This window comes from Stenotrophomonas bentonitica (assembly GCF_002887735.1).
Classification (GTDB): domain Bacteria; phylum Pseudomonadota; class Gammaproteobacteria; order Xanthomonadales; family Xanthomonadaceae; genus Stenotrophomonas; species Stenotrophomonas bentonitica_A.
Genome location: NZ_PKQP01000006.1, coordinates 71587 through 96352, shown reverse-complemented (window position 1 = coordinate 96352; position 24766 = coordinate 71587). Strand labels below are relative to the sequence as shown.

29 protein-coding genes are annotated in these 24766 nt (G+C 66.8%); 11 read left to right on the top strand and 18 right to left on the bottom strand.

Annotated elements, in window-relative coordinates; all coding sequences use genetic code 11:
• Positions 1-15: 15 nt before the first annotated feature.
• Complete coding sequence (locus C0R07_RS12725) at positions 16-1254, top strand: DUF819 domain-containing protein (protein ID WP_174704357.1); 1239 nt, start codon at positions 16-18, stop codon at positions 1252-1254.
• A gap of 205 nt (positions 1255-1459) precedes the next feature.
• On the opposite strand, the gene C0R07_RS12720 is transcribed toward C0R07_RS12725, so the two are convergent.
• From C0R07_RS12720 to C0R07_RS12700, 5 genes are read right to left on the bottom strand one after another with little or no spacing between them, the layout of a single operon-like run.
• Positions 1460-1945 carry a hypothetical protein gene (locus C0R07_RS12720; protein WP_102789073.1) on the bottom strand — a complete coding sequence of 162 codons (486 nt, stop codon included), beginning with the start codon at positions 1943-1945 and terminating at the stop codon, positions 1460-1462.
• A 47-nt stretch (positions 1946-1992) separates the two neighbouring features.
• Positions 1993-2253: a cell division topological specificity factor MinE gene (gene minE / locus C0R07_RS12715; protein WP_017355894.1), complete on the bottom strand. Its 261-nt coding sequence runs from the start codon at positions 2251-2253 to the stop codon at positions 1993-1995.
• 2 nt (positions 2254-2255) lie between these two features.
• On the bottom strand, positions 2256-3065 hold the full coding sequence (gene minD, locus C0R07_RS12710; RefSeq protein WP_019184543.1) for a septum site-determining protein MinD: 810 nt from the start codon (positions 3063-3065) through the stop codon (positions 2256-2258).
• A 35-nt stretch (positions 3066-3100) separates the two neighbouring features.
• Positions 3101-3886 (bottom strand): septum site-determining protein MinC, encoded by a 786-nt coding sequence (minC, locus tag C0R07_RS12705; protein WP_019184542.1) that lies wholly within the window; start codon positions 3884-3886, stop codon positions 3101-3103.
• 15 nt (positions 3887-3901) lie between these two features.
• On the bottom strand, positions 3902-4498 hold the full coding sequence (locus C0R07_RS12700; RefSeq protein WP_019184541.1) for a GNAT family N-acetyltransferase: 597 nt from the start codon (positions 4496-4498) through the stop codon (positions 3902-3904).
• Positions 4499-4636: 138 nt separating this feature from the next.
• On the opposite strand from C0R07_RS12700, the gene C0R07_RS12695 reads away from it, so the two are divergent.
• The 5 genes from C0R07_RS12695 to C0R07_RS12675 all read left to right on the top strand — a co-directional run bounded on the left by C0R07_RS12695 (position 4637) and on the right by C0R07_RS12675 (position 9018).
• Positions 4637-5833: a sensor histidine kinase gene (locus C0R07_RS12695; protein WP_102789072.1), complete on the top strand. Its 1197-nt coding sequence runs from the start codon at positions 4637-4639 to the stop codon at positions 5831-5833.
• On the top strand, positions 5833-6474 hold the full coding sequence (locus tag C0R07_RS12690; protein WP_019184539.1) for a response regulator: 642 nt from the start codon (positions 5833-5835) through the stop codon (positions 6472-6474). Before C0R07_RS12695 ends, C0R07_RS12690 begins: the two co-directional genes overlap by 1 nt.
• A 313-nt stretch (positions 6475-6787) precedes the next feature.
• The gene (locus C0R07_RS12685; protein WP_019184538.1) at positions 6788-7867 is read left to right on the top strand and encodes an SRPBCC family protein; all 1080 of its coding nucleotides are present in this window, start codon (positions 6788-6790) and stop codon (positions 7865-7867) included.
• A 103-nt stretch (positions 7868-7970) separates the two neighbouring features.
• Complete coding sequence (locus C0R07_RS12680) at positions 7971-8342, top strand: DUF423 domain-containing protein (RefSeq protein ID WP_019184537.1); 372 nt, start codon at positions 7971-7973, stop codon at positions 8340-8342.
• Between the two features lies 1 nt (position 8343).
• Complete coding sequence (locus C0R07_RS12675) at positions 8344-9018, top strand: DNA-3-methyladenine glycosylase family protein (RefSeq protein WP_102789071.1); 675 nt, start codon at positions 8344-8346, stop codon at positions 9016-9018.
• A 31-nt stretch (positions 9019-9049) separates the two neighbouring features.
• Here C0R07_RS12675 and C0R07_RS12670 read toward each other — a convergent pair whose 3' ends face one another.
• From C0R07_RS12670 to C0R07_RS12650, 5 genes are all read right to left on the bottom strand, one after another.
• Complete coding sequence (locus C0R07_RS12670; RefSeq protein ID WP_102789070.1) at positions 9050-9859, bottom strand: M15 family metallopeptidase; 810 nt, start codon at positions 9857-9859, stop codon at positions 9050-9052.
• Positions 9860-9868: 9 nt separating this feature from the next.
• Positions 9869-10411 carry a PH domain-containing protein gene (locus C0R07_RS12665; protein WP_019184533.1) on the bottom strand — a complete coding sequence of 181 codons (543 nt, stop codon included), beginning with the start codon at positions 10409-10411 and terminating at the stop codon, positions 9869-9871.
• Position 10412: 1 nt separating this feature from the next.
• Positions 10413-10601 carry a DUF4177 domain-containing protein gene (locus C0R07_RS12660; protein WP_070473432.1) on the bottom strand — a complete coding sequence of 63 codons (189 nt, stop codon included), beginning with the start codon at positions 10599-10601 and terminating at the stop codon, positions 10413-10415.
• Complete coding sequence (locus C0R07_RS12655) at positions 10598-10777, bottom strand: hypothetical protein (protein ID WP_046272204.1); 180 nt, start codon at positions 10775-10777, stop codon at positions 10598-10600. The genes C0R07_RS12660 and C0R07_RS12655 overlap by 4 nt, the downstream gene beginning before the upstream one ends.
• Positions 10778-10864: 87 nt before the next feature.
• Positions 10865-11734 (bottom strand): SPFH domain-containing protein, encoded by an 870-nt coding sequence (locus C0R07_RS12650; RefSeq protein ID WP_070473430.1) that lies wholly within the window; start codon positions 11732-11734, stop codon positions 10865-10867.
• Positions 11735-11865: 131 nt separating this feature from the next.
• Between C0R07_RS12650 and purT the strand changes: the two genes are divergently transcribed.
• Positions 11866-13053, top strand: coding sequence for a formate-dependent phosphoribosylglycinamide formyltransferase (gene purT / locus C0R07_RS12645; protein WP_070473428.1), 1188 nt, complete (start codon positions 11866-11868; stop codon positions 13051-13053).
• Between the two features lie 148 nt (positions 13054-13201).
• On the opposite strand, the gene C0R07_RS12640 is transcribed toward purT, so the two are convergent.
• Positions 13202-14467 (bottom strand): endonuclease/exonuclease/phosphatase family protein, encoded by a 1266-nt coding sequence (locus tag C0R07_RS12640; RefSeq protein WP_428991904.1) that lies wholly within the window; start codon positions 14465-14467, stop codon positions 13202-13204.
• Positions 14445-15200, bottom strand: a complete 756-nt coding sequence (locus C0R07_RS12635; RefSeq protein ID WP_019184527.1) for an arginyltransferase — start codon at positions 15198-15200, stop codon at positions 14445-14447. The genes C0R07_RS12640 and C0R07_RS12635 overlap by 23 nt, the downstream gene beginning before the upstream one ends.
• 154 nt (positions 15201-15354) lie before the next feature.
• On the opposite strand from C0R07_RS12635, the gene C0R07_RS12630 reads away from it, so the two are divergent.
• Positions 15355-15960: an EF-hand domain-containing protein gene (locus tag C0R07_RS12630; RefSeq protein ID WP_070473424.1), complete on the top strand. Its 606-nt coding sequence runs from the start codon at positions 15355-15357 to the stop codon at positions 15958-15960.
• A 57-nt stretch (positions 15961-16017) separates the two neighbouring features.
• On the opposite strand, the gene C0R07_RS12625 is transcribed toward C0R07_RS12630, so the two are convergent.
• The 4 genes from C0R07_RS12625 to C0R07_RS12610 all read right to left on the bottom strand — a co-directional run bounded on the left by C0R07_RS12625 (position 16018) and on the right by C0R07_RS12610 (position 19745).
• Complete coding sequence (locus tag C0R07_RS12625) at positions 16018-17226, bottom strand: RNA polymerase sigma factor (RefSeq protein ID WP_070473422.1); 1209 nt, start codon at positions 17224-17226, stop codon at positions 16018-16020.
• A 127-nt stretch (positions 17227-17353) separates the two neighbouring features.
• On the bottom strand, positions 17354-17863 hold the full coding sequence (locus C0R07_RS12620) for a putative signal transducing protein (RefSeq protein ID WP_102789068.1): 510 nt from the start codon (positions 17861-17863) through the stop codon (positions 17354-17356).
• A 1-nt stretch (position 17864) separates the two neighbouring features.
• Positions 17865-18773, bottom strand: a complete 909-nt coding sequence (gene tesB, locus C0R07_RS12615) for an acyl-CoA thioesterase II (RefSeq protein ID WP_026069994.1) — start codon at positions 18771-18773, stop codon at positions 17865-17867.
• 192 nt (positions 18774-18965) lie between these two features.
• Complete coding sequence (locus C0R07_RS12610) at positions 18966-19745, bottom strand: enoyl-CoA hydratase/isomerase family protein (RefSeq protein WP_070473418.1); 780 nt, start codon at positions 19743-19745, stop codon at positions 18966-18968.
• 34 nt (positions 19746-19779) lie between these two features.
• On the opposite strand from C0R07_RS12610, the gene C0R07_RS12605 reads away from it, so the two are divergent.
• Positions 19780-20229 carry a copper chaperone PCu(A)C gene (locus C0R07_RS12605; RefSeq protein WP_102789067.1) on the top strand — a complete coding sequence of 150 codons (450 nt, stop codon included), beginning with the start codon at positions 19780-19782 and terminating at the stop codon, positions 20227-20229.
• Positions 20230-20326: 97 nt separating this feature from the next.
• Here C0R07_RS12605 and C0R07_RS12600 read toward each other — a convergent pair whose 3' ends face one another.
• Positions 20327-20734, bottom strand: coding sequence for an acyl-CoA thioesterase (locus tag C0R07_RS12600; RefSeq protein WP_088432134.1), 408 nt, complete (start codon positions 20732-20734; stop codon positions 20327-20329).
• Entirely contained in the window at positions 20731-23706 is a 2976-nt protein-coding gene (uvrA, locus tag C0R07_RS12595) for an excinuclease ABC subunit UvrA (RefSeq protein ID WP_102789066.1), read from the bottom strand. The genes C0R07_RS12600 and uvrA overlap by 4 nt, the downstream gene beginning before the upstream one ends.
• Before the next feature lie 295 nt (positions 23707-24001).
• Between uvrA and rplU the strand changes: the two genes are divergently transcribed.
• Both rplU and rpmA read left to right on the top strand, forming a co-directional pair.
• Complete coding sequence (gene rplU / locus C0R07_RS12590; RefSeq protein ID WP_019184518.1) at positions 24002-24319, top strand: 50S ribosomal protein L21; 318 nt, start codon at positions 24002-24004, stop codon at positions 24317-24319.
• A 15-nt stretch (positions 24320-24334) separates the two neighbouring features.
• Positions 24335-24595 (top strand): 50S ribosomal protein L27, encoded by a 261-nt coding sequence (gene rpmA, locus C0R07_RS12585; RefSeq protein ID WP_019184517.1) that lies wholly within the window; start codon positions 24335-24337, stop codon positions 24593-24595.
• Positions 24596-24766 lie beyond the last annotated feature (171 nt).

Here is a 24766-nt window from a genome sequence, read left to right as displayed (position 1 = left end):
AGGCACTCCACACCCGTGAAAGCACCCGCCCTGATCCAGAACGACATCGTCGTCTTCGGCCTGATCGCCGCCACCCTCGGCGCCGTGTTCTGGACCGCCTCGCGCGAGCAGGGGCCGTGGAAGCGTTTCTACACCTACGTGCCAGCCCTGTTGCTGTGCTACCTGATTCCCGGGGTGTACAACACCGTCGGCCTGATCGATGGCCAGAACACCCATCTCTACAACCCGGTCGCCCGCGACATCCTGCTGCCCGCTGCGCTGGTACTGCTCACCTTGGCCGTGGATATCAAGGGCATCCTGCGGCTGGGACCGAAACTGATCGTGATGTACCTGGGCGCCTCGCTGAGCATCATGGTCGGCGCGGTGGTCGCGTTCCAGCTGATGAAGTGGCTGCACCCGGCAACCGTGGCCGGCGATACCTGGGCCGGTATGGCCGCGCTGGCCGGCAGCTGGATCGGCGGCGGTGCCAACATGCTGGCGATGCGCGAAGTGTTCGATGTCAACGCGACCACCTTCGGGCAGTTCGCGGTGGTCGATGTGGGTGTCGGTTACGTGTGGATGGCGGTGCTGATCTTCATGGCCGGGCGTTCGGCGAAGATTGATGCGCGCAGTGGGGCCGATACCTCGGGCATCGATGCGCTCAAGCTGCGCATCCAGGCCTTCCAGGCGCAGCACGAGCGCGTGGCCAGCCTGACCGACCTGATGCTGATCGTCGCCGTTGCCTTCGGCGTGGTGGGCCTGTCGCATGCGATTGCCGGGCCGGTCTCGGCGTGGTTCAAGGGGCATGTCGCCTGGGCCTCGCAGTTCAGTCTGGACGCGCCGTTCGTGTGGGTGGTGGTGATCTCCACTACCTGCGGTCTGGCGCTGAGCTTCACCCGTGCGCGCAACCTGGAAGGCGCCGGTGCCTCCAAACTGGGTTCGCTGCTGCTGTACTTCCTGATCGCCTGCATCGGCATGCAGATGGACCTGCTGGCGCTGCTGGACCGCCCCTGGCTGTTCCTGCTTGGCCTGATCTGGATCGCGGTGCACATCGTGCTGCTGTGGGCATTGGCGCGGGTGTTGAAGGTGCCGTTCTTCTACTTCGCGATTGGTTCGCAATCCAACATCGGCGGGCCGGCCTCCGCGCCTGTGGTCGCGGCGGCGTTCCACCCCTCGCTGGCGCCGGTCGGCGTGCTGCTCGGCACGATGGGCTACGCGACGGGCACGTATCTGGCCTACATCGTGGGTATCACCCTGCGCGCGATGGCCGGGTAGAGCCGACCGTTGGTCGGCTGCTGTAACGTCGCGTCACAGCGCACGACAGCCGACCAACGGTCGGCTCTACGGCAGAAGCAACCTGCGCTACATCAACCCGGCAAGTGCATCTTCACCGTCCTGCTCGAACCGCGCCGAGTGAACACCCTGGCGCCTATACGGTTGGCGCGTCACCACGCGCCCGGGACCAGCCGCACATGCGGATTTACGCAGGAAGAAGGCCGCGTTCGAGTAACCACGCCTTGGCATCTTCCGCATCCTGCTCGAACCACGCCTTCGTAGACCCCAGCCGGTACGTATACCCCCACGCATCCATGTCGGCCATCAGGCGCGCGCTGCCTACCCCCGGTAGTTGCCCGGCCAGCACGATCTGCAGGTAGCAGGTGGCGTCTTCTTCGGGTACCGAATCGGTGGCATCGGTGTGGACCAGCGCACGCCGCTCCGGCGGCAGCACGATCAGGTGGCAGGCTTCGTGCAGCATCGAGTGCACGGGCGTGTCATCGCGGACATAGACGTCGCTGCCGATGATGCCGGCTTCGGGTTCGCCCCAATAGCTGCCCGGAATCGGCGCGCCATCGGCCACACGATGCAGGCGCAGATCGTGGGCGGCGAGCAGGGTGTGGGCGTCGTCGAAACGGATATCGCCGAGGCGGGTGACCTGCGGTTCGGCGGTGGGGGCAGCGTCGTTCATGGGTTACCGCTCAACCGCCCCTTCCGGGGCGGAAGGGGCGATGTCGATCAGGGCTGCTGCGGGCCTTCCGGCAAGGCGACGGAAATATCGAGCACATCGTGCTCGCCGTCCTTGACCAGGTCGACCTTGACCGCATCAGCGTCGATGTTGACGTACTTCTTGATCACTTCCAGCAGCTCGCGCTGCAGCAGGGGCAGGTAGTCCGGGCCGCCGCGGTGGCTGCGTTCCTGCGCGATGATGATCTGCAGGCGGTTCTTGGCCGTTTCGGCAGTGGTCTTCTTTCGGTTCAGGAAATCGAACAGTCCCATGCTTACCCTCCGAACAGCTTGCTGAAGAAGCCTTTCTTCTCCACGGTGGTGAAGCGCATCGGACGCTCTTCGCCAAGGATGCGGCCAACCGCATCTTCGTATGCCTGGCCCGCAGCCGATTCGGGGTCCAGAATGACCGGTTCACCCTTGTTGGATGCATTGAGCACGTCGCCCGACTCGGGCACCACGCCAATGGCCTTCAGGCCCAGCACTTCTTCGACGTCGGTGATGCTGAGCATCTCCCCGCTTTCCACCCGCACCGGGCTGTAGCGCGTGAGCAGCAGGAAGGCCGGCACGTTCTTGCCGGATTCGGCCTTGTGGGTCTTCGAGTCGAGCAGGCCAATGATGCGGTCCGAGTCGCGCACCGAAGACACTTCCGGGTTCACCACCACGACCGCACGGTCGGCGTAGTACATCGCCAGGAACGCGCCCTTCTCGATGCCGGCCGGGGAGTCGCAGATGATGTATTCGAAGCCGTCGGCGACCAGGTCGTCGAGCACCTTGCGCACGCCTTCCTGGGTCAGCGCGTCCTTGTCGCGGGTCTGCGAGGCAGCCAGCACGTACAGGTTGTCGAAGCGCTTGTCCTTGATCAGGGCCTGCTTGAGGGTCGCTTCGCCGTGCACGACATTGACGAAGTCGTACACCACGCGGCGCTCGCAGCCCATGATCAGGTCGAGGTTGCGCAGGCCGACGTCGAAGTCGATCACGGCCACCTTCTTGCCACGACGTGCCAGCCCGCAGGCCAGGCTGGCGCTGCTGGTGGTCTTGCCGACGCCGCCCTTGCCGGAGGTGACTACGATGATTTCAGCCAAAGGATTTCTCCTGATTCTTCTGTTTGGGGGCTGCGTCAGTCCAGCGCAGCGATCTTGATCTGGTCCTGTTCCAGCCACACCTGCACGGCCTTGCCGCGCAGGGAGTCCGGAACATCGTCCAGTACCTTGTAATGGCCGGCGATGGCGACCAGTTCAGCGTGGAATTCACGGCAGAAAATACGCGCCGTGGTGTTGCCCTGGGCACCTGCCAGGGCACGGCCCCGCAGCGTACCGTAGATGTGGATGCTGCCGTCGGCGATCACTTCGGCGCCGGCGCCGACGGTGGCCATGACGGTCAGGTCGCAGTTCTCCGCGTACAGCTGCTGGCCCGAGCGGACATTGACGGTCTGCATGCGGCCCGGCTTGGGCGCGCCACCGGTGGCCACGGCATTCGGGGCAGGCGCCGCGGGTACGGCGGCAGCGGCACGCGAACGGCGCGGCGGCTCGGCGACCGGCGCGCGGGCAGGCGCGGGGGCCGGCTCGGCTTCGGCACGCTCGTACTGGGCGCGGAACTTGGCCAGCAGCGGCAGGCCGAGCTGCTGGGAGAGCAGGTCGGTTTCGGTGGTGCCATAGGCCAGCGCGACCGGCAGCACGCCGGCCCTGCGCAGGCCATCCAGCAGTGCCTTGGCGGTGGCCACGTCGGGTATTTTGCTGAGTCCGCCGAAATCCAGGATCACCGCGGCACGCCCGAACAGCTTCGGCGCACGCGCGACACGTTCCTGCATTTCCCGGGTAAGGCGTTCGACATCGAGGGTGCGGATGCGCAGATTGGCGATGCCGACCTGGCCGATCTTCAGTTCGCCGGCCTGTTCAAAATCCATGTTCGCTGCCACCGATCAGGTCCCCGTCTGCTGCTGCGCGCGCAGCGGCTCGCGGCGATGGCCCACCCAGGGCACATCCGGCAGCTGGTCGCCGTAGGTGTCGTGCACCCACTGGTAACTGCACAGGTCCTTGAGCAGCATGCTGGCACGCACATCCACGTGGGCCATGTTGTTCTGCCCGACTTCGCGGAAGCCGAAGCTGCCGTGGAAGAGCAGGGCGGCATCGGCGCCGTGGTCCAGGAAGACTTCGCAGGTGAGCTGCGGATAGCGCAGCTCGGCGTAGCTCTGGGCATCAGCATAGAACGCACGGCCGACACCGCCGCCGCGACGGCGGCTGGCGACCACGATGCGGTCGATGTAGAAGAATTTGGTATCCAGCTGCTGCTTGAACCAGGCGAAGTTGCTGCTGTCGTGCTGGCTGTCGCTGCCGAAGCCGATCAGGAAACCGGCCAGGTTGCCGTCGCGCTCGGCGACGCGGAAATACTCAGCGCTTTCATAGAACAGACGCAGGCGGGCGGCATCCAACGGCAGGATGGCCAGGCCGGCATTGTTGTTCAGGGCCAGGACGGAATCGAGCTCGTGCTCGCGCACGTCGCGGATGACAATCGACATTGTGACTCCGTGGGGTAACGCGGTTGGCCCATCGAGGGGCCCTCGGTCCGATTATTGCATGGGTGGCTTCCCCCCGCGAGCCGACAGGCATGACTTCTGTGGGAGTGCAGGGGAACAGGTTCAGCCTACTATGCGTCCATGTTGGGATACCTCAGCCACACCCGAGTACTGCGACTGGCCGGCCTGTTCACCTGGGTCATGGTCGGACTTCCTCTGGTTTACTCGCAGTACGAAGCGCTGCTGCGCCGCGGCGGTGGCGTCGATGCGTGGGCGCTGTGGCTGTTCGCCGCGTACCTGGCCTTCGGTGCCGGCTACTTCTGGCTGACCCGCGGGCTGCGCAACGGCGGCCACTCGCGCTGGTACGACCGGGTCATGCTGGTGCTGCTCACCGCCTCGGCGCTGGGCGTGAGCTACCTGAGCGGTTCGGGCCTGGGCAGCATCCTGATGATGGTCGCTGCCGGGGTCATTCCCTGGATGCTGCCGGTGCGCGGCGGGGTGATCTGGCTGTTGTTGAGCCAGCTGGCGGTCCTGCCGGTCTACTACCTGATCCTGAATTTCTCGCTGTTCGAGGCGGTGATGCAGTCGCTGCTGTATGGCGGCTTCTCCATGTTCATCTTCGTGACCAGCCTGGTGGCCCGGCAGCAGACCGATGCCCGCGAGGAACAGCGCCGGCTCAATACCGAGCTGCGCGCCACCCGGGTGCTGCTGGCAGAAAGCGCCCGGGTCAATGAACGCACCCGCATCTCCCGCGAGCTGCACGACCTGCTGGGCCACCACCTCACTGCCCTCAGCCTCAACCTGGAGGTGGCCGGCCACATCACCGAGGGCCAGGCCCAGGAGCATGTGCACCAGGCCCACACCTTGGCCAAGCTGCTGCTGACCGACGTGCGCGAGGCGGTGAGCCAGCTGCGCGACAGCGGCGCGATCGACCTGGCCGCGGCCCTGCGCCCGCTGACCGAGCAGGTCCCCTCGATGGACATCCACCTGGATATCGACGAGCCGCTGAGCGTGGAAGACCCCGAGCGGGCCCACGTACTGCTGCGCTGCACCCAGGAAATCATCACCAATGCGGTGCGCCACGCCGGCGCGCGCAACCTGTGGATCAAGGTCCGGCGCGAGCCACCGGGCATCGTGGTGCTGGAAGCGCATGATGACGGGGTGGGGGCCGACGGCATCGTGGTCGGCAACGGGTTGCGCGGGATGCGCGAGCGCCTGCAACAATGCGGTGGTGAGCTGCAGATCGAAACCCGCCGGGGGCAGGGCTTCCGCCTTCGTGCCTCGGTACCCGGCGTGCCAGTATTGATGCTGAGCGCTGTCATTGAAGGAGTGCGTTGATGATTCGCGTCTGCCTGGTCGACGACCAAACCCTGGTGCGGCAGGGGATCCGCTCGCTGCTGGCGCTCGATGACGGCATCGAGGTGGTCGCCGAGGCCGCCGATGGCCGCCAGGCAGTCGAGGTGGTCCCGCAGGTCCGCCCGGACGTGGTCCTGATGGACATGCGCATGCCGGTGATGTCCGGCCTGGAGGCGCTGCAGATGCTGTCGCGGCTGAACCAGCTGCCGCCGACCATCATCCTGACCACCTTCGATGACGACCAGCTGGTGCTGGCCGGACTCAAGGCCGGCGCCAAGGGCTATCTGCTCAAGGATGTGACCCTGGACCAGCTGGTGGGGGCGATCCGGACCGTGGCCGATGGCGGCTCGCTGGTCCAGCCGGCGGTCACCCAGCGGCTGCTGTCCGGGCTGGAGCACATGCGCAACGAGTTCGTGAGCCTGGACCGGCCCGACCCGCTGACCGACCGCGAGACCGAGATCCTGCGGCTGATGGCCAGCGGCTTCTCCAACAAGGAGATCGCCAATTCATTGGGTGTGGCCGAGGGCACCATCAAGAACCACGTGTCCAACATCCTCTCCAAGCTGGGCGTGCGCGATCGCACCCGGGCCGTGCTCAAGGCTTTCGAACTGCAGCTGGTCTGAGCCGGGCGGACCGGCGGAGGCCATCGTGCAGCCGCCGGTCCCGACGTATTTTCCGAATTTTGTGAAACCCTTGCGGCGCAAGCGATGCGGGGGTGTTTTCGGGCCTGACGGCCGAATCCGGCAAAGAAATATTGTCCATCCGCTACGTGCTGACACGCGCGATGCGTTATCTTTCCGCTCCTTGTCTATGCAAAACCGCTGCCGACATGGAAACCGGTGTGCCAACCCTGATCAACAACACCGGCGAAGCCTGCTAGGATTGGCGCTTCGCTTCAATCAACCCGGCCGTGGGATCGGCCCCGGAGACTCCTGAATGACCCGTATTATCGAGTTCCTGATCGCCTTGGGGATCGTGGCTGGCCTGTTCGTCATCATTGGCGTATGTCTGCCGGGCGAGCGCCATATTTCCGAAAGCATCGAGACCAACCGCAAGATGACGATCGTGTTCGACACGGTCAACAGCCTGCGCCGCTTCAAGGACTGGAACCCGCTCTTGCTGCGCGATCCCGCCGTTGAACTGAAGCACTCCGGCCCCGCTGCCGGCGTCGGCGCACGCCTGGACTACACCTCCAAGGAAGGTTCCTTGGGCCAGGGTAGCTGGGTGATCACCGAGTCCGAGCAGAACAAGCACGTTGCCATCGCCATCGAGGACGAGAGCAAGGGCCACGACAAGGTGACCAACTTCACCCTCGAGCCGACCGGCAAGGGTGGCCGCAACGTCAAGATCACGCAGGACTACAACGTCAAGTACGGTTTCAACCTGTTCGGTCGTTACGCTGGCCTGTACGTCAGCCGTCACGCCGGCGACGACCTGAAGCTGGGTCTGTCGCGCATGGCCAACATGCTGGCCACCGTGCCGAACGTGGACTACCGCACCGCCGAAGCCCCGCTGACCGATCTGGCCATCGTGGACGTCCCGGCCGAGGACCTGCTGGTCGTCACCGCCGGCAACGTGGACCGCGGCCAGGAAACCATCACCAAGTCCATCAAGGACAACCAGGAGTGGATCAAGCGCGTCATGGAGGCCAACAACCTCGAAGCCGCCGGTCCGTTCCGCATCATCACCACCGATTTCGGCGCCGAGAAGTACGCCTTCGACGTGGCCCAGCCGGTCAAGAAGAAGGGTGCTGAAGGCGCGACTGCCGAAGCCCTGACGGTGAAGATCGACGGTGGTGCCCCGGTCAAGTACGTGCATGTCGCTCCGCACCGTTCGGCCCACGCGGCCTACACCGGCCACATGGCTGGCCTGGACATCGCCCGCAACGCCCTGCGTGCGTGGTCGGTGACCGGCGGCAACGAAGTGATCGATCGTCCGTACGAGTCCTGGAAGGACGGCGTGGACAAGTCGTTCACTCCGGAAGGCACGTACGACATCTACTGGGCCGTCAAGTAAACCGACGGTTGCCGTGATGTAACGCACGACCTGAAACGCGCCGCTTCCTGCGGCGCGTTTTTTTTTGGCTCCGGCCACGGGGCACTGTCTGAAGGACGCAAGCATGCTCAACCTGGAACGACGCACGCGCAAACCCTCCCTGCTGGCCGGCCTGGGCGGCCTGCTGGCGGCCACCGCGGTCGGGCTGTCGGCCTATGCCTCGCATGGCATCGCCGATCCGCTGGCGCAGTCGCACGTGACCACGGCGGCGCTGTACGCGTTCGGGCACGGCGTGGCGCTGGCGGTGCTGGGCCCCACGCAGCAGAACACGCTGGGCCGCCTGGCGCTGTATGTCCTGCTGATCGGCACGCTGCTGTTCTCCGGCAGCCTGGTGGCAGGCGCGCTGTGGAAGCTCAGCACGCAGCTCGCCCCGGTCGGTGGCACCGCGCTGATGGTGGGCTGGCTGGCCTACGGCCTGAATGCGCTGAGGCGCTGACATGCCCCGGTACCGCCGCGGCTTCGATGTTGATGAAGCGCATGACTGGTTGAGTCGGCGCGACCGGCGGCTGGGCACCTGGATGAAGCGGCTCGGCCCCATCCAGGCGCAGCCCGGCTGGGCGAAGACCTTCGACCCGGTCGATGCGCTCGCGCGCGCGATCCTGTTCCAGCAGCTCAGCGGCAAGGCGGCCTCGACCATCGTCGGGCGCGTGGAGACCGCCATCGGCAGTCCCCGTCTGCATGCCGATACGCTGTCGCGCATCGACGATGCGGGGCTGCGGGTGTGCGGGGTATCGGGGAACAAGGCACTGGCGCTGCGCGACCTTGCGCGGCGCGAGGCGGCCGGCGAGATTCCCGACCTGCGCCGGATGTCGGTGATGGACCACGACGCCATCATCGATGCGCTGGTGCCGATTCGCGGCATCGGCCGCTGGACGGTGGAGATGATGCTGATGTTCCGGCTCGGCCGCCCGGACATCCTGCCGGTGGACGACCTGGGGGTCCGCAAGGGCGCCCAGCGCGTGGACAAGGCCGAGCGGATGCCCAGCCCGAAAGAGCTGCTCGCCCGCGGCGAGAAATGGGGGCCGTTCCGGACCTACGCCAGCCTGTACCGGTGGCGGATCGCCGATTTCACGGTGGATCCGAAGGCGACGACCGATCGGTCGCAGGGGTGAGGCTACGCGGCCGGCGGCTTCGGCGCCCCGGTCAGGGTGTGGCGTTGCGCCAGCACCAGTGCCACGGTTCGTAGACGATCCCGTGCGGGTTGTCGCGCGGGTAGCTCAGCTGGAACCCGAAGCGCCCGGCATGCTCGCCCAGCCACGCGAACGCGGCAGTCGACTCGAACGATTCTTCCGCCGGCGGTTCGCCCGGTGTGCCGATATCCAACGCGTAGCCGCTGTGGTGTTCGCTGTACCCGGGCGCGGCGTTGACCGTGAGGATGTCCTCCACGCTCAGCCCACGGCCGCGCTTGCGCGCGAAAATGCCGAGCTGGTAATCGTGGCTGCGGTAACCGGAGATCGCGTCCAGTGCGATGCCATCGGCGGACGCCTGCTGGCGCAGGCGTTGCCAGCCCCGGGCGGCCTCACGGCGCAGCCAGAGGGGGCGACGGTAGCGGTCGAACCCGGCCAGGTGCAGCTGCGCCGGTTCGGCCTCCAGCGCCAGACCGGTCGCGGCCTCGTAGGCATCGGCATCAATCCCGAGGGTTTCGAGGCGATGCTGCAGTCCACTCAGGGGAAGCACCGCATCGGGCGCGCCGCCACGGCGGTGCTCCAGCAGCTGGCGGTCCAGCGCATCCAGTGCCTCCTCGATGCCCGGCTCGCGCATCAGGCGCGGCACCAGGGGAAGCACGCCGTGGGCGGTAGCGACGGCGAGGTAGCGCCCATCGCGCTTGCGCCGCAGTACCCACTGCGCGCGCGCCAGGGCGCGCGCGTCGGCAGAGCCGCGTGCACGCAGCAGGCCGCCGGGCCACAGTTCGATCTCGGTGGTGTTGATCAGCAGGGCGGGAGATCGGCGCATGCTGCCAGCTTAGTGCGCGCGCGGCGGTCCGGCCAGCGCCTGCAGCGCATCGAGCAGTGCACGTGGGCGCTCCGGGCTGACCAGCACGGCGCTGCCATCGCGCAGCGGCAGGTGCAGCACACGGCTGCTGTCGGTGATCAGGCAGAACGCCTTGCTGCGGTCGGCCATCCGGTAATGACCGGACTGGAACCCGGGCATGCCGTAGCCGTTGGTCTTGATCGTGGGCTTGTAGCGGCCATGCTCGGCGAAATCGACGATGCGCGCCTCATCCAGGCGCATGGCGCTCACCGGCACGCGCTTGCGGTAGAAGGTCGACTGCACCTCCAGCGTGTCCTGGTGCAGCACGATGCTGCGGCGGGTGTACGCCCAGGTCAGCGCCGCGGCCAGCACCGCCAGGAACGGCAGGGTGATGAACAGTTCGGTGTGCGAGCGCTCCGGTGCATCCAGCGCGGTGCCCACCATCACGCCAGCGACCAGCAGCAGCGGAACCCACAACCACAGCAACCGCCAGGCCGGCGATGGGGCGACGTCGAAGCGGTGAAGTGCACTCACCTCATGCCTCCTTCTTGAAGAGCAGCACCGACGTCGTGAACGGAGGTGCCGACACCAGGCTGATCGCGTTGACCAGCTCCCAGCCCAGTTGGCCCTGCTTGGTCAGTTCCTGCTGGATCTGCTCGGCGTTGACGATTCCCATCAGGTTCGGCTTCACTTCAATGGTCAGGTAGTTCCAGCGCTTGCTCATGACTTGCTCTCCTTGTCGGTGGTGGGTCTGGGAAGGCGTCCGGCCTTGCGCAGTGCATCGCGCAGCACGTATTCGATCTGCGCGTTGAGGCTGCGCAGCTCGTCGTCGGCCCAGCGCTGCGCCGCCGCCAGGACGTCGGCATTGATACGCAACGGGTACGCTTTCTTTTCGGTCATGCGGGGTCCTTTATCCACACCCCGTGCCGTCCCCTCGGCGCCGGGCTGCGTTGGTAAGTGCCTACCCTGGGTCGGCACGTGGGTGCATCAATACAGCGAACCGGCGTTGACCACCGGCTGGGTGCCACGGTCCGAACACAGCACGGTCAGCAGGTTGCTCACCATGTGCGCCTTGCGCTCTTCATCGAGCTGCACCACGCCGTTCTTCTGCAGTTCGGCCAGGGCCATCTCAACCATGCCGACCGCACCGGCCACGATCCGCGTGCGCGCAGCAATGACCGCGTTGGCCTGCTGGCGCTGCAGCATCGCCTGTGCGATTTCCGGTGCGTAGGCGAGGTGGCTGATGCGCGCATCGATCACCTGCACGCCGGCATCGGCCAAGCGCTCGGCCAGTTCGTCCTTGAGGTGCTGGGAGATCTCGGCGGCATGGCTGCGCAGCGACAACTGGCCCTCCTCGTGCTGGTCATACGGGTAGCTGGTGGCCATCGCACGCAGCGCCGATTCGGACTGGATGTGCACGAAGCTTTCGTAGTCGTCCACGTTGTAGACGGCCTCGGAGGCGTCCACCACCTGCCACACGATCACCGCGGCAATCTCGATCGGGCTGCCGTCCAGCTCGTTGACCTTCAGCTTGCCGCTTTCGAAGTTGCGCACGCGCTGGCTCACCTTGACCTTGGTGAAGAACGGGTTGTTCCAGCGCAGGCCGTTCTCCTTCACGGTGCCGACGTACTTGCCGAACAGGCTGACCACCACCGCCTGGTTGGGCTGCACGGTATACAGCCCGACCAGGCTGACCAGGGCGGTGGTGGCCAGCAGCAGGCTGCCGATGATCAGTGCCGGGTTGCGGTTTCCCTTATCCACCCCGACCACGAACATCCACACGGCTACCGCGGTCAGGGCCAGCACCAGCAGCAGGAAGGGCAGGCCGGACAGCGAGCGGATCGACTTCTCTTTCATGGCGGGGCGTCCTTGGGTAGTTGATAGGACGATATCAAATTGATATCAGTCCGCAAGTGCCGGGCCAGCCGGCCATGGGGCGGCCGCAGCGGCTAGAATGCCCTCCCGTCTCTGTTGCCCGGAACACCGCCATGTCCACGCTCGGTACGCCGCTGTCTCCTTCCGCCACCCGTGTGCTGCTGCTGGGGTCCGGTGAACTTGGCAAGGAGGTCGCCATCGAACTGCAGCGGCTGGGGGTGGAAGTGATCGCCGCCGACCGTTATGCCGATGCCCCGGCGATGCAGGTGGCGCATCGCTCGCACGTGATCGACATGCTCGACGCGATGGCGCTGCGCGCGCTGATCGCGCAGGAGAAGCCGCACCTGGTGGTGCCGGAGATCGAGGCGATCCACACCGAGACGCTGGTCCAGCTGGAACAGGAGCAGGGCCTGCGGGTCGTGCCGACCGCGCGTGCCGCGCGCCTGACCATGGACCGTGAGGGCATCCGCCGTCTGGCCGCCGAGACGCTGGGCCTGCCGACCTCGCCGTACCGCTTCGTGGATACCGACGCTGAGTACCGTGCCGCCGTGGCCGCGATCGGGCTGCCGTGCGTGGTCAAGCCGGTGATGTCCTCCTCGGGCAAGGGCCAGAGCACGCTGCGCCAGGACGCGGACATCGCGCCGGCCTGGGAGTACGCGCAGACCGGCGGCCGTGCCGGTGCCGGGCGCTGCATCGTGGAAGGCTTCATCGACTTCGAGTACGAGATCACGCTGCTGACCGTGCGTCATGCCGGTGGGACGTCGTTCTGTGCCCCGATCGGGCATTGGCAGAAAGACGGTGACTACCGCGAGAGCTGGCAGCCGCAGCCGATGTCGCCGCGCGCGCTGGCACGGGCGGAGGAAATTTCGCAGGCGATCACCGACGAGCTGGGGGGCTGGGGCCTGTTCGGGGTCGAGTTGTTCGTGAAGGGCGACGAGGTGTGGTTCAGCGAAGTGTCGCCGCGGCCGCATGACACGGGCCTGGTGACGTTGGCCTCGCAGGAGTTGAGCGAGTTCGCGCTGCATGCGCGCGCGATTCTGGGGCTGCCGATTCCGGTGATCCGCCAGAGCGGTCCGTCAGCCTCGTGCGCGCTGTTGGCACACGGCGAGGGTGTCCCGTTCTTCAGCAACGTGGCCGCGGCGCTGGTGCATCCGGATTCGGCACTGCGGTTGTTCGGCAAGCCGAGCGTGCATGGGCATCGCCGAGTCGGGGTGACGCTGGCGCGTGGCGGGGACATCGATGAGGCGCGGAAGATCGCGCGTGAGGCCGCCGAGGCGATCGGGATCGAGTTGCGGTCGTGAGGCAGGGCGCCTTGGGTGCTGCCGGTGTGAGGTGATCGGGCTGCCCGATCACCTCCTCGTGGAAGGTCGGTTGCGCGGTTCGACCAGCGGAGCAAACGAAAAACGGCGAGCCTTGGCTCGCCGTTTTTTGTTAAGAGCGACGCGGGCCTTACTTCAGGTCGACCCACACCAGGTGGTGGTCGCTGCCGTCGGCGATTTTTGCTTCCGGGCTGTCATTGGCGGGCCAGAACACGCCGCTGCCGAGGTAGCTGAAGCCAACCGAGGGCAGGACGTAATCCAGGCGCATGGTGCCGGATTTGGGGCCGAAGTCGCCGGTGGCGTGGAAGGGGGCGCCCTTGCGGACGCTGCCTTTTTCGGCGTAGGCCAGGCTGGTCTGCTCTGCGCCCACGCTGCGTGGGGTGGGGTAGCGCAGGACACGCGGGTTTTCGATCAGTTCGACGATGGCTTCGTGGCGGCCGTCGCCGTCGATCGGGTCGTTGTTGAGGTCGCCGAGGATGACGAAGCGCGCATCCTGCGGAAGGCCGCCACAGTGGCCACGGTCATCGCACAGCCAGGACGTGTCGCGGTCCTTGAGGTAGTCGTGCCACAGGCGCAGTTCGTCGTGGTTGCGGGCGGCGTTGCGCTTTTCCGGGCCGTCGAAGACCGGCGGGGTGGGGTGCGAGACCAGGGCGTGCACGGTGCCGTTCGGGGTGTTCACCGGCACGTCCCAATGCGACTTGGAGGACAGGCGCAGCTGCGACCAGACGTGGTCGTTGTAGAAGGATTTACCGGTGCGCGGATCGATCGGGCGCAGCGCGCCGGGCATGGTGCTCCACTTCAGCAGCTGGAAGCTGCGGACCTTGGCCGCGTCGATCGGGTAGCGCGACAGCACCAGCATGCCGTACTGGCCCGGGTGCAGGCCGTAGCCCCAGGCATCGTTGCCACGGGCGCGGCCTTCGCCGCCGATCTCGCCGTTGTTGTCCAGGTCCAGGCCGCTCTGCACGCCGGTGTTGACCGGGGCGAGGTAGCGGTAAGCGTAGTGCAGCGGCTCGCCACCGCCGGGCTGGGCGGCTTCCAGGTAGCGCTGCTGGAACAGGTCGGCAGCGCGGTGGGCGTCGTCGTAGTCGAACTCGTTGAGCAGCACCAGATCCGGGCGGACCTGCTGCAGGACGGCGGCGATCTTGCGCGCGTGTTCGCTGTCGCCTTCGAGCTCGGCGATCAGGCCGCCGGTCTCGTCGCTGTACAGGGAGGTGTTGTAGGTGGCGATCCGCAGCGGTGCGGAAGCAGTCTCCGGCATGGCGGCGGTCTTGGCAGGGGTCTGTGCGCAGGCGCCGCAGAGCAGGGCCAGGGCAAGGATCAGGGGATGGGCTTTCATCCGCCTATTTTGCACCCGGCACGGTGTCAGTGTTGCGTCAGCGGCCGTCCCGTTCGTCATCGAAGGCGTGCCAGCGGCGCCCATCGTAGGCCTCCAGCGGGCGGAACCGTCGCTTGTAGTCCATTTTGCGGTGGTCGCGGATCCAGTAACCCAGGTACAGGTGCGGCAGCTGCTCGCGCTGGGCCCAGGCGATCTGCTGCAGGATCGCGAAGGTGCCCAGGCCGCGATGGGCCTGGTCCGGGTCGAAGAAGGTATAGACCGCCGAGAGCCCCTGCGGGGTGACATCGGTCACGGCGACCGCGAGCAGGGGGCCGCGGTGGCCGTCCGCGGCCGGGCCGCGGATTTCAATGAAACGGCCCTGCGACCAGCGCCCGATCAGGAACTGGTCGAACTCGTGCGGACCGTGCTCGTCCATCCCGCCCTGCGCGTGGCGATGGGTCAGGTAACGGTGGTACAGCGCGAACTGCTCGTCGGTCTGCTCGGCCGCGACGATCCGCACTTCCAGATCCGCGTTGCGCGCCAGGCAGCGGCGCTGGCTGCGGTCCGGTGCGAAGCGGGCCACGGGGATGCGCACCGCCACGCAGGCGTGGCAGTCGGCGCAGTGCGGGCGGTAGACCAGATCGCCGGAGCGGCGGAAGCCCCAGCCCAGCGCCATCGGGTACAGCGTGCCCAGCCGCGGATCGTTGGGGTCGAGCACCAGATCGCGTGCGGCCCGTTCCGGCCAGTAGCCACAGGGGTGGTCGCCGGTCTGGAACAGTCGCAGCTCGTCGTCGCGGTCGCCGTGTATTGCCATGCCTACAGCATAGCCCCGCGCCGTCGCAGCCGCCGCGACTGTCTGCCAAATGAACACGGCCGGCCGGGCTGTCAACGGTGCTGGTGCCCGCGCGTTGTTAGCGGTGTGGGTGCCACGCACCGCACGCAGTTTCCCTCACGAACCGGAGTTACCCATGCGCAACCGCAAATCCCTCCTGCTGCTGGCCCTGCTGCTGTCCACCGGTGCTGCCGGCCTGGCGGTCGCTGCCGATACGCCCGCCGCCGGCGACAAGCCCGCCCGTGCCAAGCTGGACACCAATGGCGATGGCTTCATCGACCGCGCCGAAGCGGCGAAGGCCCCGCGTCTGGCCGCGCAGTTCGACACCCTGGACACCAACAAGGACGGCAAGCTCTCCCGCGAGGAACTGCCGCGCTGGCACGGCAAGCGCCACGGGCGTGGCCCGGGTGGCCGCGGCGACTGGATGGCCAAGCTGGACACCAACAAGGATGGCCGCATCAGCCGTGAGGAGGCCAAGGCCGATCCGCGCCTGGCCGCGCGCTTTGATGAGAGGGACGTCAACAAGGATGGCTACCTGGACAAGGCCGACCGCGAGCTGCGCATGAAGCAGCATCGTGATGCCTGGTTCGCCGCGGCCGACACCAACAAGGACGGCCAGCTGAGCAAGGCCGAGTTCGATGCGGCCAAGGGCCCGTTCGGTGGCCCGCGTGGCGATCATCGCGATGGCAAGCACCGCGACGGCAAGCTGCCGATGGCGCCGAAGGCACCGGCGGCGAAGTAAGCCGTCCGCTGAAGCTGCAGGACGAAAGCGCCGGTCATCGACCGGCGCTTTTCTGTGTCAGATCCGGCCGTTCCTGTACATCGCCCAGACGATGGTGCCGACCACGAACAGGTTCATCACCCACAGCGCCTTGCGGCCGTACAGCGACTCGTATTTCCAGTTCGGGCCGGTGCGTCCATGGCGCGCCGCATCGCGCGCGATCATCGGGGCCATGATCCGCTGCAGCGGAACGAGACACTGATAGTTGATCAGGCCAAGCCCGATCGCCAACGCCACCACGGGCCAATACCAGGCCAGCGGCAGGAAGCTCAGGGCGAAGACGGCGACGCACGTCAGCATGGCAGTGAACGTGCTGTAGTGCACGAACCCACGGATGGCGGCTCGCTCACTCTCGTTCTCGGCGTAGGAGAGCAGGTAACGGCCCCCTAGGTAGCTGCCCAGTACGCCCCCGACCACGCTGCCGGCGATGGCACCCCAGGCGAAATCCGGCGGCAGCACGTGGCTCTGGCTGGCCGCCGCACTCAGTGAACCCAGGGCGGCACCGCCGGAAACACTGGCACCGCCCAGCCCGAGCTTGCTGGTGCCCAGCCCGGTGCCGAGCAGGATCGCGGCACTGGCCGTACCGGGCGCGGCGACCAGCACCATCGAGACCACTGTCGTGGCGAACGCCGCGCTCGGCGCGCTGCTGCGCGCGAACTCGCTGAAGCGGCGCATCATCTCGTCGCGCACGGTGGCGCGAGCGCGCGAGAGGCGCTTGCGCACGGCGGCATCGCTGAGGCCGAGCAGATCGGCGACCTGCTGCGAGCTCTGGCCTTCGCGGTAATACAGCAGCAGGGTCTCGCGGCTGTCTTCGGGCAGCGCCGAGATGATCTCTTCGGCCGCCAGTTCCTCTTCCACCCGCTGCAGGTGCTCCGGGGCGCTCGGGCTGGGGTCGGCAGCCATGTTGATGGCGATTTCGGCGGCTTCGCCGGAGAGCGGACGGCCGCGGTTGGCGCGCAGCCAGTCGCGGGCCAGGTTGCGGGTGATCTGGCGCAGCCATGGCAGGAAGCTGGCATGGCTGTGCAACTGGTTGAGCTGCTGCCAGGCCTTGATGAAGGCCTCCTGCGCGATGTCCTCACTGGCGTGCACGTCGCGGGTGATCGCCAGCGCGATCGCGGTGACCGTGTTCTGGCAGGCCAGCACGATGCGGCCGTAGGACTGCTGGCAGCCACCGGCGGCGGCGGGCAGCTCGCGTTCGAGCGTGGTGGTCAGCGGATGCGGCGTCATGGTGTCCTCCCCCGGGGATGGTCCCATCATGACGCGTGCCGGGCCGGGATGTGACCGGAGAGTGCCGGCCGCTGGCCGGCTCTGCAGGCTTCAAACCCCACGAGGAGCCGGCCAGCGGCCGGCACTGTTATTCGGTGGGCTGGATCCGGACCCGCACTTCCTCTTCTTCCGGTGGGGTGGCCGCCGGTGCGGTCGGCGTCGAGGCCGGCTGGGTCACCGGTGCCGGGGCGGGCGCCACCACCGGCGCGCCGCGGTGGCGCATGACCACCACCATCGCCACGGCAGCGATCACCAGCAGCAGGCCGATGCGGATGCGCCAGGCCCAGTTGCGCGGGGCATCGGCCTGGGCGACTTCGTCGCGGAACGCGAACTGCGCGGTCGGGTGGTCGCGGCGGGTGGTTTCCAGCAGGCGCGCATCGCGCAGGATCGCGCGCGCGCGCGGCTGGTCGTCGGCATGCACCACCCACAGGGTCGGATGGGTCGTGGCCTTTTCCTTGTCCAGATAGCTGAACTGGCTGCCGCGCTTGCTGTGGTACGAGCGTCCGTTGGTGATGCGCACTTCGATGCCGGCGTCGCGCAGCAGCTGGGCCACGCCTTCGACGGTTTCCACGCGCTGGCTGTTGAAGATCTGTCTCATGTCAGTCCTTGGCCGGTACGGCGGCGGCCGCGGCACTGTCCTCGACCACTCGGATCAGGCCTTCCTGCGCGGTGCTGGCGACCAGGATGCCGTTGCGGGTGAAGAACTGGCCACGCGCCAGTCCGCGCGAATCCTGCGCGCTGGGGCTGTCGAGCGAGTACAGCAGCCAATCGTCGGCGCGGAACGGGCGGTGGAACCAGATCGCGTGGTCCAGCGAGGCCATCTGCACGTGCGGCTGGTAGTAGCTGATGCCGTGCGGGAAGGTCGCGGTGCCGAGCAGATGGAAATCCGAGGCGTAGGCGAGCAGCGCCTGGTGCAGCTCAGGGGCATCGCCAACGGTTTCGTTCAGGCGCAGCCACACCTGGTGGTACGGCGGACGCTTGGGCGGATTGAGTTCATCGCGCGGGTACACGTGGCGGAACTCGAACGGGCCGCCCCGCGAGAGCCAGCGCTGCACCTTGATCGGCAGGCGATCCAGGACCGCCTGCGGCAGCGGCTGGTTCGGCTCGATGTCTTCGGGCTGCGGCACTTCCGGCATCTTGTGCTGGTGCTCGGCGCCGGTCTCGGCCTGCTGGAACGAGGCCGCGCAGAAGAAGATCACCTTGCCGTGCTGGATCGCGGTGACCCGGCGCACGGAGAAGCTGCCGCCATCGCGGGTGCGGTCCACGTCATAGACGATGGGATGGTCGATGTTGCCCGCGCGCAGGAAGTAGGCGTGCAGCGAATGCACGTGGCGGCCGTTCTCGACGGTCTTCTGGGCGGCCGACAGCGCCTGGCCCAGCACCTGGCCGCCAAAGACGTACTTGGTGCCGATATCGCGGCTCTGGCCGCGGAACAGATTGTCTTCCAGGCGTTCGAGCGAGAGCAGGTCGATCAGCTCGGAAACGACGGGTTCGTGCGTGGCGGACAAGGGAAGCAACCTGGGGTGGGCGAACGCAAATTATAGGGTAGTGCCGGCCCATGGCCGGCAACCACGCACCACTTCGATCATTCATTGCCTGGTTGCCGGCCAGCGGCCGGCACTACCGGTGTACATGGCGTCGAGAAGCGCCGGCCAGCGGCCGGCACTACCGGTGTGCGCGGGTGCGTCAGCCGTGGTGGGTCATCCCTTGCCCAGCCTGGCCACCAGCCCCTGCAGCGCCTGCTGGGCGTCCGGGGCGTACCAGGCCTCGACGAAGCGGTCGAGCTGGATCAGATCGGCGTGCAGGGCCTCGTGCAGGTCGGCGCGGGCGATGGTGCGGGTCAGCAGCATCGGCTGCCGCGGCAGCTTGAGCAGGGCCTGCAGCCAGGCCACGGCGCGGGCCACGACCAGGTCGGCATCGACCACCTCATCGACCAGCCCGATCTCCAGCGCACGCTCGGCCGGCACCATCTCGCCGCCGACCAGCAGGGTGGTGGCCCGGTGATGCCCGACCACGCGGCGCATCAGGCGCTGGATCCCTTCCGGCGCAACCAGCCCGACCTGGACCTCGTTCAGGCCGATCACGGTGGGATGGGCGGCATCGGGGCTGCGCGCGATGATCCGGTAGTCGCAGCACAGGGCGAGCACGCAGCCACCGGCCGGGGCGTGCCCGGTCAGGGCGGCCACTACCGGTACGCGGCATTCGGCCAGCGTGCGCACTGCGCCGAAGAAGGCCTGCCAGCTGTCCAGCAGCTTGTGCTTGTCCTCGCCGTGGCTGAGCAGGTGCGGCACGTCCATGCCAGCGCTGAAGATGCGCTCGCTGCCCGAGAGCACGATGCCGTGCACGTCATCGGCCATGGCCTGGTTGATCGCCTGGATCAGGTGCCGGCACAGCTCGGTGTCCAACGCATTGACCGGGGGACGCGCCAGCCGCAGTTCGCGGATGGGGCCATGGTTGATCACCTCGATGAGCGTCGTCATGCTGCAGTCTCGTTGCGGACAGGGAACGAAGCCGATGATAACCAAACCATTCGTGTGCGTATTGTTGGGGGTGTGTGCGTTCGCAGCATCGGCGGTGGCCATGGCGGGGGAGCCCGCCTGCGTGTCGCTGCGCGATGGTTGGCTTCGCCTGCCTCCGGGCGCGATGCCGATGGCGGCCGGCTACGGCCAGATCCACAATGACTGTCGCGCCCCGGTGGTGGTGGTCGCTGCCGGCAGCAAAGCGTTCGGCGATGTGTCGCTGCACGAAACCACGCTGGTGGACGGGGTCAGCCGCATGCGCGCGGTGGAGCGCCTGCCCATCGCGGCGGGCGCGACGGTCGAGCTGAAACCCGGTGGCCTGCACCTGATGTTGATGCAGCCGGAGGTGGCGCTGAAAGCGGGGGCGCAGCTGCCGTTGCGGCTGAGCCTGGAAGACGGGCGCAAGGTGGATGGAACGTTGCAGGTGCGCAGCGCGGTACCGTAAACCTTCATGGGGCGTAGAACGGTAGTGCCGGCCGATGGCCGGCACTACCTTTCAGTTCGGCGCGGCGAAACCTGTCAGCTTGACGCGGCGGAACCCATCAGCTCGACGCGGTGCGGATCGCCTCGGGCAACGGCGCGCTCTTGCCGGTCTGCGTGTCCATCCAGACCACCACCACGTTGCCGTCCGAATACAGCGTGCTGTCGTTCTTCTCGTCCACGATGCGGTGGCCGATGGTCACGCTGCTGTTGCCGAGGCGCTCGACGAACAGCTCCACCACGATGTCGTTGGGCCACACGATCGGCAGGCGGTAGTTGACGTTGGTCGCCGCCACTACCGGTGCGATGCGGTCGGTCATCGAAACGCCCTCCACCCCCAGCATCCAGCGCACACGCGCTTCTTCCAGGTAGGAGATGTATTTGGCGTTGTTCACGTGGCCCATGCTGTCCATGTCGCGCCAGCGGACGCTGATCGGCACGCGGGCGAGGATCTTGTGCTCGTTGCTCATGCGGTCTTCTTCTTGCTCTTGCTGGGGGCTTTGGTTACTGCGGTCTTGCGCGCAGCCTTCTTCGGTTCCGGCTTGGCCTTGCGCGGCGGGCGGGCGTCGGGCTTGTTGGCCACGGCCGCCGGCTGTTCCGGGCGCGCGCTGGTGGAAGGCAGCATCTTGGCAAGGAACTGGCCGGTGTACGAGGTCGGGCAGGCCGCCACGTCTTCCGGCGTACCTGTGACCAGGATGGTGCCACCGCGATGGCCGCCTTCCGGACCCAGATCGACGATCCAGTCGGCGGTCTTGATCACGTCCAGGTTGTGCTCGATCACCACCACCGTGTTGCCTTCGTCGCGCAGCTTGTGCAGCACGCCGAGCAGCGCCTCGATATCGTGGAAGTGCAGGCCGGTGGTCGGCTCATCCAGGATGTACAGCGTGCGGCCGGTATCGCGGCGCGACAGTTCCTTGGAGAGCTTCACACGCTGCGCTTCGCCACCGGACAACGTCGTCGCGCTCTGGCCCAGCTTGATGTAGCTCAGGCCCACGTCGACCAGCGTTTCCAGCTTGCGCGCAATGCTCGGCACCGGCTCGAACAGCTTCAGCGCATCTTCGACGGTCATCTGCAGCACGTCGTTGATGTTGTAGCCCTTGTAGAGGATCTCCAGCGTTTCGCGGTTGTAGCGCTTGCCATGGCAGACATCGCAGGGCACGTACACGTCCGGCAGGAAGTGCATTTCCACCTTGATCAGGCCATCGCCCTGGCACGCTTCGCAGCGGCCGCCGCGCACGTTGAAGCTGAAACGCCCCGGCGAATAGCCGCGCGCACGCGCTTCGGGGACCTGCGCATACAGCTCGCGCAGCGGCGTGAACAGGCCGGTATAGGTGGCCGGGTTCGAGCGCGGGGTGCGGCCGATCGGCGACTGGTCGATGTCCACCACCTTGTCGAACAGATCCAGCCCGTCCACTTCCTTGTAGGGGGCGATCGGGTGCGATGAGCCGTTGATCTCGTTGGCGGCCAGCGAGAACAGGGTGTCGTTGATCAGGGTCGACTTGCCCGAGCCGGACACGCCGGTGATGCAGGTCAGCAGGCCCGACGGAATATCCAGGTCCACGCCCTTGAGGTTGTTGCCGCTGGCACCGCGCAGGTGCAGCGTCATCTTCGGGTTCGGCTTGTGCCGGCGCGCCGGGATCTCGATGGCGCGCTTGCCCGACAGGTACTGGCCGGTCAGCGAACGCGGCGCATCCAGGATGTCCTGCAGGGTGCCCTGGCCGACGATCTCGCCGCCATGCACGCCCGCGCCCGGACCGATATCCAGCACGTAGTCGGCCAGGCGGATCGCGTCTTCGTCATGCTCGACCACGATCACCGTGTTGCCGAGGTCGCGCAGGCGGGTCAGGGTGCCGAGCAGACGCTCGTTGTCGCGCTGGTGCAGGCCGATGGACGGCTCATCCAGCACGTACATGACGCCGACCAGGCCGGCACCGATCTGCGAGGCCAGCCGGATGCGCTGGGCTTCGCCACCGGAGAGGGTGTCGGCCTTGCGCTCCAGGGTGAGGTAATCCAGCCCGACATCGACCAGGAAGCCGAGGCGTTCACCGATCTCCTTGACGATCTTGCCGGCGATCTCGCCGCGCCAGCCGGGCAGGGTCATGCCGCTGAAGAACTTCAGCGCGTCGTCGATCGGCATCACCACCAGTTCGGGCAGTGCACGGTCGGCCACGAACACGTTGCGCGCAGCCTTGTTCAGGCGCTGGCCGTTGCACTCGGGGCAGTTGCGTTCGCTGATGTACTTGGCCAGCTCTTCGCGCACCGCGGCCGATTCGGTTTCTTTGTAGCGGCGCTCGAGGTTGGGAATGATGCCCTCGAAGCGATGCTTGCGCTGGGTGCGGCCACCGGCTTCGGTGAAGTAGGTGAAGGTGATGGTTTCATCGCCGCTGCCGTACAGCACGGCCTGGCGCACATCCTCGGGCAGGCTCTGCCAGGGGGCGTCGGTGTCGAACTTGTAGTGCTTGGCCAGCGAGGCGATCAGCTGGAAGTAATACGCATTGCGGCGGTCCCAGCCGCGCACGGCACCGGCCGAGAGCGACAACTCCGGGTGCACCACCACGCGCGAGGGATCGAAGAATTCGGCCATGCCCAAGCCATCGCAGCCCGGGCAGGCGCCGACCGGCGAGTTGAACGAGAACAGGCGCGGTTCCAGCTCCGGCAGCGAGTAATCGCAGACCGGGCAGCTGTACTTGGACGAGAACAGATGCGCAGGCGCATCCTCCACATCCAGCGACTGCACCGAGACCATGCCGTCGCCCAGCTTCAGCGCGGTTTCAAAGCTCTCGGCCAGGCGCTGCTTGATGTCCTCGCGCGGGCGGAAACGGTCGATCACCGCTTCGATGGTGTGCTTCTGGCGCAGCGCCAGCGGCGGTACCGCATCGATTTCATGCAGCTGGCCATCCACGCGCACGCGCACATACCCCTGCGCGCGCAGCTGGTCGAAGACCTGGGCGTGCTCGCCCTTGCGCTCGCGGATCACCGGGGCCAGCAGCATGTAGCGCTGCTCGGCGTCCAGAGTGAGCACTTGGTCGACCATCTGGCTGACCGTCTGCGCCTCCAGCGGGTAGCCGTGGTCCGGGCAGCGCGGGCTGCCGACGCGGGCGTACAGCAGGCGCAGGTAGTCGTAGATCTCGGTGATCGTGCCGACGGTCGAGCGCGGGTTGTGCGAGGTCGACTTCTGCTCGATCGAGATCGCCGGGGACAGGCCCTCGATGTGGTCCAGGTCCGGCTTTTCCATCACGCTGAGGAACTGGCGGGCATAGGCCGACAGCGACTCGACGTAACGGCGCTGGCCTTCGGCGTAAATGGTGTCGAACGCCAACGAGGACTTGCCCGAGCCGGACAGGCCGGTGATGACAATGAGCTTGTCGCGGGGCAGGTCGAGATCGATGTTCTTGAGATTGTGCGTCCGCGCGCCGCGGATGCGGATGAAATCCATCGCCATGGGGGATCCGTTGTGGGGCTTCGGCTCAGCGAGCCGGCAAGCGGGTGGGGCAATCGGAAACGGCAATCGGTCAGCCTACCGAGCTTGGGATTTGGGGGCAATCGCGGACTTTGCCACCCCCATGTCTCATTCCCTGAGACCCCGCCAGCCGGTTTCCTGAACCGTATTCAGCCAAATCCGGGTCAGAGCAGGGGGTGGGTTGACCCGAAGTGGTTGAAGTCATTAAAATTCCGCTTCTGTCCGCCCTCGATGGCGGCAGTCCATAGACCACAATAACTACAGAGGAAGTCTGGTCATGTACGCAGTACTGGTAACCGGCGGTAAGCAATACCGCGTGGCGCAGGGCGAAACGCTCCGCGTTGAAAAGCTCGAAGTCGAAGTCGGCAACGAGATCAAGTTCGACAACATCCTGATGCTGGGCGACAGCGATGGCATCAAGCTGGGCGACGCGCTGAGCGGCGCTTCGGTCACCGCCAAGGTCGTGTCCCAGGGTCGTGCCGACAAGGTCCGGATCATCAAGTTCCGTCGCCGTAAGCACCACATGAAGCGCCAGGGTCACCGTCAGTACTACACCGAAATCGAGATCACCGGCATTGCCGGTGGCAGCAAGTAATAAGGAGAAGCAGTCATGGCACATAAGAAGGGCGTAGGCTCATCGCGCAACGGTCGCGACTCCAACCCGAAATACCTCGGCGTCAAGATCTTCGGTGGCCAGGCCATCGACGCCGGCAACATCATCGTGCGTCAGCGCGGCACCCAGTTCCACCCGGGTACCGGCGTTGGCCTCGGCCGTGACCACACCCTGTTCGCGCTCGTCGACGGCAAGGTGGAGTTCTCGGTCAAGGGCCCGAAGAAGCGTCGTACCGTCAGCGTCGTCGCCGAAGCCTGATCTTCAGCGGTACGCAGGCGCCCACGCCACGGCGTGGGGTCGCTGACGAAAGCCCCGCTTCGGCGGGGTTTTTCGTTGGTATCGAATATCGGGCGGGACATTTCCCGCCGCCGGCCCTGGATCGTACCGGGGCCGTTAGACTCTGCGGTGGGGTGCACCTCGCGCCCGCCG